Below are 14,044 nucleotides of genomic sequence, written 5' to 3'. Positions count from 1 at the left end.
TCACGACTTATGGAGACGCCATGACTGCGTTGTCTGTCCTGGACCTGGTCATGATTGGCGAGGGCAAGACCCTGGCCGATGCGATCGAGGAATCCCGTCAACTGGCACGCCATGTCGAGCAGCACGGCTACGCTCGATACTGGATCGCCGAACACCATGACATGCCCGGCATCGGCTCTGCCGCCACAGCGCTGGTAATCAACGAGATCGCCAATGCCACGCGGCATATTCGCGTGGGTGCCGGTGGCATCATGCTGCCCAATCATGCTCCGCTGGTGGTCGCCGAGCAGTTCGGCACGCTCGATGCCCTGCACCCGGGGCGTATCGACCTGGGGTTGGGGCGTGCCCCCGGCAGCTCCGGCCCGACCGTCCGTGCTTTGCGCGGCGTCGCGCCCGAGCGTGACTTTGCCCAGGACATCGCCGAGTTGCGCGACTACCTGGCCGACAACGGCCAGCGATCGGTGCGCGGGGTGCCGGGCAAGCACGAGGTGCCGGTGTGGATATTGGGTTCCAGCCTGTTCGGCGCCGACCTTGCGGCACGGCTCGGCTTGCCCTACGCCTTTGCCTCCCATTTCGCCCCGCGCTACCTGCTGCAGGCCATCGCCCATTACCGCGCGAACTTCCAACCCTCGGCGCAACTGGCCAAGCCCTACGTCATGGTGGGCATGAATCTGTTCGCAGCAGCCAGCGATGCCGAAGCCGATTATCTCGCCAGCTCGCACCGCAAATGGATGCTCGATCTGCATGTCGGACGTCACGGCCTGCTGCCCCTGCCGCAGGAAGGTTATGTCGAGGGCTTGCCGGGCCATGAACGGGCGGTGCTGGAACAGGTGATGGCCTGTACCGTGGCCGGTGCGCCGCAGCGGGTGAGGGATGGGTTGCGCACACTGATCGAACAGACTGGCGCCGATGAGTTGATGATCGATTGCCGGATCCATGACCCCTTGGCGCGCTTGCGCTCCCACGCATATGCGGCCCAGGCCCTTGCCGACCTGGCCTGACTCGACCTGGGCGGCAGGCGCCAAGGCGCGGCCGCGGGCCACGGCCTGCCTTCAGTGCGCGTCTGTCCAGCCTCCCCCTAACGCGGCATAGAGGTTCACCTCTGCCAGCAATTGCGCCAGCCGGTCGTTGATCAAGCCCTGCTGGGCACTGAACAGCGAGCGCTGGGCGTCGAGAAAGGTCAGGCTGCTGTCCACGCCAATGCGGTAGCGGTTGCGGGCCAGGTCGTAGTAGCGCTGAGTGGAGGCCACCAGGTCGCGTTGGGCCACCAGTTGCCGCTGATAAGTGGCGCGCGCCGCGAGGCCGTCAGACACCTCCTGGAACGCACCCTGAATCGATTTCTCGTAGCGGGCCACCTCGATTTCCTTTTGCAGGCGCGCATAGTCCAGGCTGGCCCGCAGGCTGCCGGCGGTGAACAGCGGCAGATTGATCTGCGGCTGGAACAACCAGGTACCGCTGCCGCCGTCGAACAGCCCGGACAATTCGCGACTGCTGGAGCCTGCGTTGGCGGTCAGGCTGATGCTGGGAAAGAACGCTGCCCGTGCGGCACCGATGTCGGCATTGGCCGCACGCAGCTGGTATTCGGCTTCCAGGATGTCCGGGCGACGTTGCAGCAGTGCCGAGGGCAGGCCGGGCGGCAAGCCGACGATCTGCTGCGAGGCCAGCGGCAGATTGGGCGTACGCTCATCGAGGGGCGCGCCGACCAGCAGGGTCAGCTGGTTGATATCCTGGGCAACCTGTCGCTGGTAGCGGGCTACTGCGGCACGAGCGGTGTCGACGCTGGTCTGCGCCTGGATCTGCTGCAATGCCGACGCAGTGCCGGCGCGACGCTGACCCTGGGTCAGGCGCAGGCTTTCCTGGTCGGCGATCAGGGTCTGGCGTGACAGTTCGAGCAGCTCCAGGTCGGCTCGCCAGGTCATGTAGCTGCTCGCCACGCTGGCCACCAACCCCAATTGCACACTGCGCCGGGCCTGTTCGCTGGCGAGATAGGTCAGCAAGGCCTTGTCACTCAGGCTGCGCAGGCGGCCGAACAGGTCAAGCTCATAGGCGCTCACCCCGAGCGTGGCGGCGTAGGTCTGGGTGATGGCTCCGTCGCCGGTCCCGGTCATGCGCCGCGGCAGGTACTGGCGCTGGCCCTTGGCGTCGGCGGAGACCTTGGGCAGCAACTCCGAGCGCTGGATACGAAACTGCGCACGATAGGCTTCGACGTTGAGCGCTGCTACGCGCAGATCGCGGTTGTTGAGCAGTGCGTTGTCGATCAGTTGGCGCAGCAACGGATCCTGGAACACCTGGTGCCAGTCGTCGTGCTGGCGGCTGGGAGCCATGGCATCCTGGCTGGCTTCTCCCGGGAATCGAGGTGCGACAGGCAGGGCGGGGCGTTGATAGTCGGGGGCCAGGGTGCAGCCGGTCAGCAACACCGCCAACACGGCAGCAGGGTATCTGGGCATCGCGGGTTCTCTGGAGTCAGGCACCGGCCATCCATCTGGCCAGGCCGTGGCGCCCACTGACGCCAAGCTTGGCGGTGGCGCGTTTTAGGTAGGTTTCCACCGAACTGTTCTTCACGTTCAGGCGTTGGGCCATTTCCGGTACGGTGCCACCGGTGAGCAGCCCCAGGCAGACTTCCTGCTCACGGCTCGACAGTTGCACGGCTTCCTGGGCCAGGCGCTCGTCGAAGCCGTGGCGCAAGGTGTCGGGCGTCGCCGAACCTTCACCCTGCACGTGCACCTGGTGCTGCGCATGGTGTTCAAGCAGAGGCAGCAAGGTGTCGGAGAGGCGTTTGAGCAGCGACAGTTCGCCGAGGGAAAAGGCCATCTGGCTGGGCAGGCGATGGAAGCAGATGACCCAACGGCGGTCGCCATTGCACGACACCAGGTTGCACTGGTGAGCACTGGATTGCGGGTTGCCGGTGACGTGAGGCGCCTTTACCTGAATGAGCAAGGGATCGTTCATCTGCAGGATGTTCTGCAGCAGCGGGTGGTTGGGCTGATCAGGTGGAGGAAACTCCTGGGCAAGCCCCGCGCCGCCCAGCACCTTGACCCGACTGACGCCGGTCTGTCGGGCATCCAGGGTCCACTCGCTCAGGTCGAGCCGGTGCACTGGCACCAGGCTGTCGACCAACTGGAGCATGCGCTCGGCAAAATGATCCTCGCCGGTGCTGGCGATCAGCTCTCCCAGTTGCAGGTAGAGGCGCGCGTCGTGGTGATGTTCGAGGCTGCGGGTCAGCTTCATGTCCTGTTCATCCTTGAATCGGGTACTGCGCAGGCGGGGTGGCGAATGGTCTTACGCCCTGGCCGGTCGAGGGTGGCGCTATTCAAGCCTGGGCCTGACGCCTGCGTCTGTAGTGGAAACCGGGGACAGAAAATGGCATCAAATCGGACAAAGTGGGGGGATGATTCGGACAGACTAAATGCAGATGTTTCGGCAGTAGTCGGCAAATTGACGTCATAAAGCTGCTGTTGCCATCACGTTTGCCACGGTTGGCCCTGCGGGTAGGCTATCGAAGGGGTTGATATGTAGCTGATTTCCTACAGGAAAATCAGCGACCGAGGATGCGCGGGCGACTGTCCGGGTTTCCGGGGCCATACAGGGTAGGGAAGCGATGCTTGAATCCGCGGACGATCAACGGAGAAGGACCCTCCCAGCCCATGCCTGCCGCCGATACCTACCCCCTGACCAGCGCTCAACGGGACATCTGGCTCGACCAGTTGAGCAACGGCGATTCTCCGCTCTATACCATCGGCGGCTATGTCGAACTCACGGGCGACCTGCGGCCGGACACCCTGCGCCAAGCGTTGCAGCAACTGGTAGCGGCCAACCCGGTGTTGCGCACCGAGCTGTTGCCAGGTGCCGGGTCCGACGGCCTCCCTGTGCAGCGCTTCGCCGAGCATGCCACCCTGGCGTTGCCCCTGCTGGACCTGTCGGCTGAAGCTGACCCGGCAGCGGCGGCCACGGCATTGATTCAGGCGCAAATGGGCCAGGGTTATCGCTTCGACGGCACGGCACTGCTGCGTTTTGCCCTGATTCGCCTGGGGCCGGAGCACCACTGGCTGGCAACCCAGGCCCATCACCTGATTCTCGACGGCTGGGGCTTCGGCCAGATGCTCAAGGCACTGGGCGAGCATTACACCGCGCTGCTCGAAGGCGGCGAGGCGCCACGGGCCCAGGCCGGTTATGCCGACTTCATCGACGAAGACCGCCAGTACCAGGGCTCGATTCGCCAGGCCCGTGATTGCGCATACTGGCTCAAGCGCTTCGCCAACGTGCCGGAACCGCTGCTGGCAGCGCGTCACCATTACCGTCGAGCCTCCGATGAAGCACCGTCGCGCACCTGGGTTCAGGCGTTCCCCGATGCGTTGCACGAGCGCATGAAGCGCCTGGCCGAAGCTCACCGGGCCTCGGCGTTCCATGTACTGCTGGCTGCACTGCATGTGCTGTTCTCTCGCAGCGCACAACGCGAGGGTTGGGTGGTGGGCCTGCCGCTGCTCAATCGTGGCGGCGCACGTTTCAAGGCTACGCTGGGTACCTTCGTGCAGGTCAGCGCGGTGCCCTTGGCGTTCTCTCCGGCACTGGGTTTCGCCGAACTGGTGGTCGCGATACGCGACACCCTGCGCCGCGATTTTCGCCATCAGCGGCTGGCCGTGAGCGAGCTGAACCGAGCACTGGGCCTGTTGCGCGAAGAGCGCGGGCAACTGTTCGAGGTGTCGGTCTCCTACGAGCAGGACGATCACGACTACCGTTACGGCGCGGCCAGCGCCCACACGGTGAAGGTCTCCAACAGCCACGAATCCACGCCCTTGGCCATCCACCTGCGCAGCAACCGCCATAACGACAAGGCCTGGTTGCACCTGGTGCATCACCGCGCCTGGCTGGCGAGCGACGAGGCCGAGGCGTTGGCACAGCGGCTGCTGCACGTGCTGGATCAAGGCTTGGCGACACCCGCGTTGGCGGTTGCCGATTTCGATCTGCCGACACCTGCCGAGCATCGGCAGATGCAGGTATGGAACGCGACGGGGCGTGCAGTTGGCGAGCCGCTCGTGCATCGCCGAATCGAGGCACACGCGGCGCTGATGCCCGAGGCCATTGCCGCCGTGCACGAAGAGCGCAGCCTGAGTTACGGCGAGCTGAATCAGCGCGCGAATGCACTGGCCCTGCGTCTGATCGAGCGAGGTGTGAGGCCCGAGCAGCGCGTTGCGGTGGTTGCCCGCCGTGGCCTGGATACCCTCGTGGGCCTGCTGGCGGTGCTCAAGGCGGGTGCGGCCTACGTACCGATCGACCCAGCACATCCGCGTGAGCGCATCGCATACCTGCTCGAAGACAGCGCACCAGTGGCACTGCTGACACAGCAGGATCTGCTGGCGCGTCTGCCACGCCATGCACTGCCGTTGATCGAGCTCGACGCCTGCCCGGCAGCCGCGGCCACCTTGGACAATCCTCGCGTGGCGGGGCTTGTGGCCGAGAGCCTGGTCTATGTGATCTACACCTCAGGCTCCACCGGCCAACCCAAGGGGGTGATGGTCGAACACCGCATGCTGGCCAACCTGGTCGACTGGCATTGCGAGGCTTTTGACCTGGGCATCGGCGGACACACGTCGAGCCTCGCTGGTTTTGGTTTCGATGCCATGGCTTGGGAGGTCTGGCCAGCCTTGTGCGCGGGTGCGACGCTGCACCTGGCGCCTACCAGCGAAGGTGGCGAGGATATCGACAAGCTGCTGCGCTGGTGGCGGGCCCAGCCACTGCAGGTCAGTTTCCTGCCAACCCCGGTGGCCGAACATGCTTTCACCCAGCATGATCATCCGACCCTGCGCACCCTGCTGGTGGGGGGCGACCGGCTGCGCAGCCTGTCGCGTGAGCGGGCCTATGCGGTCATCAACAACTACGGCCCTACCGAAGCCACGGTGGTCGCCAGCTCCGGGCGGGTGATGGCGGGTGGCGCGCTGCATATCGGCACGCCTGTGGCCAATACACGGTTGTATGTGCTCGATGCGCAGCTCAAGCCATTGCCGGTCGGCGTACCGGGTGAGCTCTACGTAGCAGGCCTGGGGGTCGCTCGCGGCTACCTGAATCGCCCGCAGATGACTGCCGAGCGTTTCCTGGACGACCCGTTCAGTGACGAAGCCGGCGCACGGATGTACCGCACCGGCGACCGGGTGCGCTGGCTTGCCGACGGCACCCTTGAATACCTGGGGCGCAACGACGATCAGGTGAAGATCCGCGGTGTGCGTGTCGAACTCGGCGAAATCGAGGCTGCGCTGGCCAGCCACGGACAGGTGCGTGAAGCAGTGGTACTGCTGCGCGATGGCCAACTGCAGACCTGGTTCATCGGAGATGCGGTCACCCCCGGCGACCTGCATGAGCACCTGCGCGGCCTTCTGCCTGCGGCCCTGCTGCCGGTCGGCTACCAGCGCGTCGACCACTGGCCGCTGACCGCCAATGGCAAGCTCGACCGCCGCGCCTTGCCGGCGCTGGATGAAACCGCGTCGGTACGCCGCGCCCATGAAGCACCCCGCGGCGACGTGGAGGTTCGCCTGGCGGCACTCTGGAGCGAGTTGCTGGGAGTACAGCGCATTGGTCGTCACGATCACTTCTTCGAGTTGGGCGGCCATTCGTTGCTGGCAGTGCAACTGGTCGAGCGCATGCGCCAGCAAGGCCTGCAGGCTGACGTGCAGGTGCTGTTCGGCCAGCCGACCCTCGCGAGTCTGGCCGCGGCCAGCCAGCGTTCCCTCGCTCAGGTGGAAGACAACCGTGTGCCTGCTGATTGCAGCCACATCACGCCGGAGCTGCTCAGCCTGGTGTCGCTGACCCAGGGCGAGATCGACGCGATCGTCGCGGGGATACCGGGTGGTGCGGGCAATGTGCAGGAAATCTACCCTTTGGCGCCTTTGCAGCAGGGGCTCCTTTATCACCACCTGCGCGACAGCCATGATCCTTATCAGCAACAGGCGCTGTTCGCCTTTACCGACCAGACGGCATTCGAGGCATTCACCCACGCGTTGCAACAGGTCGTCGAGCGTCACGACATCCTGCGCACCAGCCTGGCCTGGGAAGGGCTCGAACAACCGCAGCAGGTGGTCTGGCGTCAGGCGCAATTGCCCGTGGAGGTATTGCGGGCCGGGCCGGACGATACGGCGCAGGCGTTGGCTGCGCATTACTCTGCGGCGCAACGCCCGCTGGACCTGCGTCGTGCGCCGATGATGGCGCTGGCGGGTGCCGAAGACCGTGAGCACGGTCGTTGGTTGGGGCTGTTGCGTTTCCACCATCTGGTCAACGATGCCGTGTCGGTGCAGGTGTTGCTCGGTGAGCTGCGGGCCCTGATGAGCGATGAGGGTCATACGCTGCCGGCGCCTGTGCCTTATCGCAACTATGTCGCGCTCAGCGGCGCGGAGGCGCGGCAGCAAGGGCACGAGGCGTTCCTGCGGGCATTGCTGGCAGGTGTCGAGGCACCGCCGACGTTGCCGGGCATGGTCGAGGATCAGGTGCAGGTGGGCGCGCTGGAGAGCCTTGCGCATGAGGTTCCGCTCGTGTTGACCGAGGCCTTGCGCCGCCTGGCCCGGCAGCAGGATGTGGGCCTGGCCAGCTTGTTCCACCTCGCTTGGGCGCAGGTGCTGGGGGCATTGGGCGGCCGTGACGACGTGGTGTTCGGCAGCGTGTTGCTGGGGCGGATGATGGCGGGTGAGGGTGCCGATCGGGCGTTGGGCATGTTCATTAACAGCTTGCCCCTGCGGGTGAGCCTGGCTGGGCGTAGCGTGGCACAGGCGCTGGCCGACACCCATGCCGGCCTTGCCGCGCTGTTGGGCCACGAAGATGCCCCCTTGCTGCTGGCCCAGCGTTGCAGCGGGCTGCCAGCGGGTGTGCCGCTGTTCAACAGCCTTATCAATTTCCGCCATGGGCTGGTGGCAGGGCAATCGACATTACCAGGTGCCCGCTTGCTGGAAGCCAGCGAAGTACACAGCCATGCGCTGGTGCTGTCGGTGGATGATCAGGACGAGGCCTTGCACCTGAACGTTCGCGCGCCGCGAGCGTTGGGTGCAGCGCGTGTGCTGGCCTACCTCGAGCGTACCCTCGAGGGGCTGGTCGAGGCGCTGGAGCAGCGCGGTTCGGCACCGATCGAACAGTTGTGCAGTGTGCCTGAGAACGAGCTGCAACGGCTGCTGCACGAACTCAATGCCACCGAGGAGCCCCACGAGTTGATGCACCAGACCCTGCCGGCGCTGTTCCAGGCCCAGGTGCTGCGCACGCCGGATGCGGTGGCGCTGCAGACCGACGAGGCGGCGCTGAGCTACCGCGAACTCGACGAGCAGGCCAACCGTCTGGCCCATCACCTGGTGGCCCTTGGCGTACAGCCTGACACACGTGTCGGCGTCTGCATCGAGCGCGGCCTGTCGCTGCTGGTCGGGCTGCTGGGCGTGCTCAAGGCCGGCGGTGCCTACGTGCCGTTGGATCCTGGTTACCCGGATGAACGCCTGCGCTACATGGTCGAGGACAGTACACCGCTGGCAGTGTTGGTCCATGGGGCGACACGTGGCCTGTTCGATCCGTTGGCGGTGCCGCTGGTGGATCTCGACCAGGGCGGCTGGCAAGCGCAGCCTGCCGAGGCCCCTGAGGTGCCGGCGTTGACGCCTTCGAACCTTGCCTACGTGATGTATACCTCCGGCTCGACCGGCATGCCCAAGGGCGTGATGATCGAGCACCGCGGGCTGGGCAACCTCATGCATTGGGGCTCGAGCATCTGCCCGCCGCGTCCGGGTGATGCGCTGTTGCAGCGTGCGCCGTTCAGCTTCGACGGTTCGGTCTGGGAGTTGTTCTGGCCGTTGTGTGCAGGCTTGCGCCTGGTGCTGGCCCGCCCAGACGGCCATCGCGATCCGGCTTATCTGGTGCAACTGGTCCAGACTCACCAGGTGACCACGATCAAGTTCGTCCCAGCGTTGTTGCACCAGTTTCTCGAGCAGCCGGGCGTCGAACGCTGTACGAGCCTGATCGACATCTTCTGTGGCGGGGGTGAGTTGACCCTGGCGCTGGCTGCCAGCGTGCGCCGGCGCCTGCCGCAGGTGCGCTTGCACAATGTCTATGGGCCGACCGAGGCTACGGTCGACAGCACGGCCTGGACGCTCGAACCCGATCAGCCGCTGCCGCACACGCCACCGCCGATCGGCCGGGCGATCGCCAATACCCGGCTCTACGTGCTCGATGCCCATGACCGGCCGGTGCCGATGGGCGTGGCAGGAGAGTTGCACATCGGCGGCGTCGGCGTGGCACGCGGCTACCTTGGGTTGCCGGTGCTGCAGGCCGAGCGCTTCATCGACAGCCCGTTCGTCGAGGGCGATCGGCTGTATCGCACCGGGGACCTGGTGCGCTACCGCGAGGATGGCGAGCTGGAGTTCCTCGGGCGCAACGACTTCCAGGTCAAGCTGCGCGGTCTGCGCGTCGAGCTCGGTGAAATCGAGGCACTGCTGGGTGGGCATCCTGCGCTGGGCCAGAGCGTGGTCCTGGTGCGCGACGAGCGCCTGGTCGCCTATTTCACCTGCCGAGAGGGGCAACCCGCTCCGGCGCTGGATACGTTGCGTAGCCATCTGTTGGCGCGACTGCCGGAGTACATGGTGCCCTCGGCCTTCGTCGCCCTGGCCGAGATGCCGCTGAGCCCCAACGGCAAGATCGACCGCAAGGCACTGCCCGAGCCCGGTGCGGAGTCGGTGATCAGCCGCGCCTACGCGGCGCCACGCAACGCGCTGGAGCAGACCCTGGCGCAGATCTGGAGCGAAGTGCTGAAAGTCGAGCAGGTTGGGCGCGACGACAACTTCTTCGAACTGGGCGGGCATTCACTGCTGGCTGTGAATCTGGTGGCGCGCATGCGCCAGGCGGGGTTGCAAGCCGACGCACGCACCTTGTTCCGCCAGCCGACGCTGGCAGGCCTGGCGGCCAGTACCGGGTGGGAAAAGCCGCAGGTCGAGATCGCAGCCACTACCATCCCGGGGCTGAAGGCACGACGCAGGATCTGAGGCGGGCAGGGGCTGCGTCGCAGCCCCGGACTCACTGTGCCGGCGAATGATCACGCCACTGTGCTTGACCGCATGGCGCCAGGGCGCAAGGCTACCGGGGTCCGCATGGAGAAAAACGATGGACCTGTCGAGCCTGTTGCTGTTCATCCCCGCCTGCTTCGCCCTGAACATGGCGCCGGGGCCCAACAACCTGTTGTCTTTGCACAACGCCAGCCGCCACGGCTTGCGCACTGCCTGCCTGGCAGGAAGCGGGCGTATCCTCGCCTTCAGCGGCATGATCGCCTTGGCGGCGATGGGGCTGGCGGTGGTGCTGCATACCAGCGAATACCTGTTCTTGAGCATCAAGCTCGTGGGCGCGGCCTACCTGTTCTATATCGCCTGGCAGCTGTGGCGGGCGCCCGTGGCAGAGGCGCCCCATGCCGGCGGGCAGTCGCGAGGTACCTGGCGCCTTGCACGGCAGGAGTTCTGGGTGGCGGCGGGCAACCCGAAGGCGATTCTCATATTCACAGCCTTCCTGCCGCAGTTCGTGTCGATCGGCAGTCCCACTCCCGTGGGCGAGCAGTTCCTTTGGCTGGGGTTGTGGTTCCTGTTGCTGGAATGGGCGGCGATCGCGATCTATGCGGCGCTGGGTGCCTACCTGCAGCGCTGGTTCAACCAGCCGCGACCAAGGCGGCTGTTCAATCGGATCAGCGCCTCGTTGCTGGGGTGTGCAGGGCTTGGCTTGCTGGCTGCACGGCGATAACCCCTCAGCTGGCCTTTTCGCAGGTATCGGCAGGCAACGGGGCTTGCTCGCGTAGCGCCGACGCCACGACGAACGCCAGGGCCACCAATGTCAGGACCGGCAGCATCGCCAGGCGCAAGCCATGATGCTCGCCGATGAAACCCAGCAAGGGCGGGCCGACCAGAAACGCCAGGTACCCCGCCGTTGCCGCCAGCCTTACCCGCTGATCGCTGTGTGCACCGCTTTCCCCGGCTGCCGAGATCGCCAGGGGGAAACCCAGCGATGCGCCAATGCCCCAGAGCATCACGGCGGCTGCGGCGATCCACGGCACCTCGCAGAACACCACCAGCGCCAGGCTGCCTGCACCCAGCAGTGCGCTGGCACGCAAGGTGAGCGCCCGGCCAAAGCGGCGCACCACCGGCGCTCCAGCGAATCGACCCAGGGTCATCCCCATGGTGAACACCAGGTAGATCAGCGTGCCGGTGGTTTCTGCGAATCCGTGGCCGTCGATCATCAGCAGCGGCAGCCAGTCATTGGCCGCACCCTCGGCAAGCGCCATCGCCAGCACCACGAAGCCGATCAGCAACAGGCGCCGGTCGCTGAGCAGGGCGCCCCAGGCAAACTCTGCTGCCTGCGTTGTCGGTTGGCTCGTTGCTCGTTCACTGGCCCGAGGAGCGTGGGGGGCGAGGGCCAGGGTCACGCCGGCCGAAAGCAGTGCCGCGACGACCAGGTGCAGGTCCAGGGGGACCTGCAGCGCAGTCATGCCCATGCCGGCCAGCGCGCCCACCAGGGTACCGAGGCTGAAGAATCCGTGCAGGGTGGTCATGATCGGCGCATCGATTTCCCGCTCCACGGCGGCACCTTCGATGTTCACTGCGATGTCCGCCCAGCCCATGCCGATGCCGTAGATGAACAGCCCGGCAAAGGCGCACCAGGCACTGGCCAACTCGCTGCTGCCGGCGAGCACCAGCATGCCGGCGGACAGGCCGAGCAGGCCGATGCGCATCATTCGGTGCGCACCGAAGCGGGTGATGAGGCGTCCGGCGCTGAGAATCCCGCACATCGCTCCGGCTGAAAATCCAAACAGGATCATCCCCATCTGTTCGGTGGAGGCCGACAGGCCGTCGCGCAGGGCTGGGGTGCGGGTGACCCAACTGGCGAGGGTCAGGCCAGGAAGCAGAAATAGCAGATACAAGGCGTAGCGGGCCAGGCGGTGAGTGGCGGGCATGGTACAGACTCGCTGGAATAATTTCGTACGGATGTACGAATAAATCGTACGGATGTCCGAAAAGGGCGTCAATCCCGTATTGAGTCGTGTGCTGGCTGAATGTTCAAACCGTTCCACAGGCAACCGGCGCCCGGCCGGTTGCCTTCAGGAGAACAGGTCGGCGCCGGTGGATGTAGAGATCGCGTCCAGCTTGGCTTGCAACTCGGCCACCCGGCGTTGGTGACGGGCGATGGCCGTGAGGTGTTCATCGATCTGCTGACGAATGGTTACCGGATCTTCGACTTTCCTCGACAGCCGTTCGATCCGCCTGGACAAGCCGACCTTCTTGTCGGCCTCCAGGCGAGCCGGCTCGTCCATCTGGGCGATGAGCGCCTGCAGATCGTCCAGACAATGGACGTTGCAGAACAATCCCGCGGCCTGACGGTAAACCACCGACTTCCGGGCTCTGTCCAGCAGTTCGAAGACGTTGCTCAAGGTGCCGGGGCTTTTGCCGTCCCAGATCATCAGGCCGAAATCGGCTGCTTCGGCCATTTCGAGGTCCTTGGCGGTGTAGAACGCGCGGCCCTTGGCATTGGCGGGTGGGCAGACAGCCACGAGTGGCCACGCACCAAGGTTGTGGCGAGGCGTGTCACCGGTGCAGTACACCGTAACGGCGGCGTACTGGCGATTGGCGAAATACTGCTGCACGCATTGGTCCACGCCTGCGGCATCACCGACCAGAACTTCATGGCCGCTGGCAACGATATTGTCGAGCCGCGCCTCGACCTGGGAGTCGAGACGCTTGAGCGTGATCGAGCCGGAGATGAAAACCTTCGGCATCAATGCCTCCGTGTAAGGGTGACGACTGCAATTGAGCGGATGCTAGCGTATCCGCGCAGGGCGGTACAGGCGGCTTCCAGCGAGGCGCCAGTGTCGAACAGATCGTCGAGCAGCAGGATATTGCACGGGTGGAGTTTGTCGTGGGTGACAAAGCAACCTTGCAGCGCGGCGCAGCGCTCTTCATAGGTCGCCAGGTCTTTCATTGCGACGGTGCTGCTGTGCTTGATCAGTGTCTGGTCGCAGTACTCGAGCTCCAGCAACTGGGCTACCCGTTCTGCCACCGCGTGCACGGGCTGGCGAGTACGCTGGCGGCTGGCGGGCATGGGCAGCACGACATCCACCGGGACATTCTGTATCGCCTGGACGACAGATTCTGCGAGGAAGTCCACCAGGTCGTAGTCGTCGCGGTACTTGAGCTGGAATACAGCCTCGCCGATGGCGGTGCGGGTGGTGTCGAACTGCATGTAGCCTTGGGCGTTTTCGCCGACCGGCACGCTGTAGAGGACATGTTTGTCGAGGCTGATACCGTAATCCCAGGCGTCGTTGCCCGGCAGTTCGCGAATGTCCATGTGGGGCTTCCTTGTCGTTGATATGCCAGAGATGTTCGAACGGCTATCAATCAGCCGCGGTGGCAATGTTGCGACGGGGAAGTCCCAATTTCGACTTCTCGCTTTCCGTTTCTTGCGTAGGAAAATTCCGAGCTGTCCGTGTGTCGCCCTCGTCAGTTACCTGTGACGGGCCCGGCTAGACTGCTCAGGATCATCCACCGATCCGGGAGCCTGCCATGCCCAGCAAGAACACCATCTGCCTGTGGTTCGACAGCGATGCCGAGGCGGCGGCGCAGTTCTACGCCGACACTTTCCCCGACAGCCGTGTGGTGGCCGTGCACAAGGCGCCGGGCGACTACCCCTCGGGCAAAGAGGGTGATGTGCTTACGGTGGAGTTCATCGTGATGGGCATCCCGTGCCTGGGCCTCAATGGTGGGGGCGCGTTCAAGCATTCCGAGGCGTTTTCGTTCCAGGTGGCCACTGACGACCAGGCCGAGACCGATCGCTACTGGCACGCGATCATCGATAACGGTGGCCAGGCCAGCGTGTGCGGCTGGTGCAAGGATAAATGGGGGCTGTCGTGGCAGATCAGCCCGCGGGTGCTGACCGACGCGGTCGGCGGTAGCGACCGCGCGGCAGCCAAGCGGGCGTTCGAGGCGATGATGAAGATGGACAAGATCGACATCGCCACGATCGAGCGCGCGATCAAGGGCTGACAGGCCTGGCCCGCCAGCCC

General features: G+C 65.2%; 9 protein-coding genes. 4 read left to right on the top strand and 5 right to left on the bottom strand.

The window, feature by feature from the left end:
• Positions 1–20 precede the first annotated feature (20 nt).
• On the top strand, positions 21–1,001 hold the full coding sequence (locus tag F6X62_RS12880) for an LLM class flavin-dependent oxidoreductase (RefSeq protein WP_153773745.1): 981 nt from the start codon (positions 21–23) through the stop codon (positions 999–1,001).
• Positions 1,002–1,052: 51 nt separating this feature from the next.
• Here F6X62_RS12880 and F6X62_RS12875 read toward each other — a convergent pair whose 3' ends face one another.
• Both F6X62_RS12875 and F6X62_RS12870 read right to left on the bottom strand, forming a co-directional pair.
• Complete coding sequence (locus tag F6X62_RS12875; RefSeq protein ID WP_153773744.1) at positions 1,053–2,447, bottom strand: efflux transporter outer membrane subunit; 1,395 nt, start codon at positions 2,445–2,447, stop codon at positions 1,053–1,055.
• A 16-nt stretch (positions 2,448–2,463) separates the two neighbouring features.
• Complete coding sequence (locus F6X62_RS12870; protein ID WP_153773743.1) at positions 2,464–3,228, bottom strand: helix-turn-helix transcriptional regulator; 765 nt, start codon at positions 3,226–3,228, stop codon at positions 2,464–2,466.
• A 416-nt stretch (positions 3,229–3,644) separates the two neighbouring features.
• On the opposite strand from F6X62_RS12870, the gene F6X62_RS12865 reads away from it, so the two are divergent.
• Both F6X62_RS12865 and F6X62_RS12860 read left to right on the top strand, forming a co-directional pair.
• Entirely contained in the window at positions 3,645–9,992 is a 6,348-nt protein-coding gene (locus tag F6X62_RS12865) for a non-ribosomal peptide synthetase (RefSeq protein ID WP_153773742.1), read from the top strand.
• Positions 9,993–10,110: 118 nt separating this feature from the next.
• Positions 10,111–10,734, top strand: a complete 624-nt coding sequence (locus F6X62_RS12860) for a LysE family translocator (RefSeq protein ID WP_153773741.1) — start codon at positions 10,111–10,113, stop codon at positions 10,732–10,734.
• 4 nt (positions 10,735–10,738) lie between these two features.
• Here F6X62_RS12860 and F6X62_RS12855 read toward each other — a convergent pair whose 3' ends face one another.
• From F6X62_RS12855 to F6X62_RS12845, 3 genes are all read right to left on the bottom strand, one after another.
• On the bottom strand, positions 10,739–11,941 hold the full coding sequence (locus F6X62_RS12855; RefSeq protein ID WP_153773740.1) for an MFS transporter: 1,203 nt from the start codon (positions 11,939–11,941) through the stop codon (positions 10,739–10,741).
• Positions 11,942–12,085: 144 nt separating this feature from the next.
• Positions 12,086–12,760, bottom strand: a complete 675-nt coding sequence (locus F6X62_RS12850) for a hypothetical protein (protein ID WP_178117550.1) — start codon at positions 12,758–12,760, stop codon at positions 12,086–12,088.
• Complete coding sequence (locus F6X62_RS12845; protein ID WP_153773739.1) at positions 12,760–13,329, bottom strand: ComF family protein; 570 nt, start codon at positions 13,327–13,329, stop codon at positions 12,760–12,762. Before F6X62_RS12845 ends, F6X62_RS12850 begins: the two co-directional genes overlap by 1 nt.
• 215 nt (positions 13,330–13,544) lie before the next feature.
• On the opposite strand from F6X62_RS12845, the gene F6X62_RS12840 reads away from it, so the two are divergent.
• Complete coding sequence (locus F6X62_RS12840) at positions 13,545–14,024, top strand: VOC family protein (protein ID WP_153773738.1); 480 nt, start codon at positions 13,545–13,547, stop codon at positions 14,022–14,024.
• Positions 14,025–14,044: the final 20 nt, after the last annotated feature.

The organism is Pseudomonas sp. MNR3A (assembly GCF_009650575.1).
Classification (GTDB): Bacteria; Pseudomonadota; Gammaproteobacteria; order Pseudomonadales; family Pseudomonadaceae; genus Aquipseudomonas; species Aquipseudomonas machongensis.
Note: the sequence above shows the minus strand (reverse complement) of the source record. Positions and strands in the feature narration are given on the sequence as shown.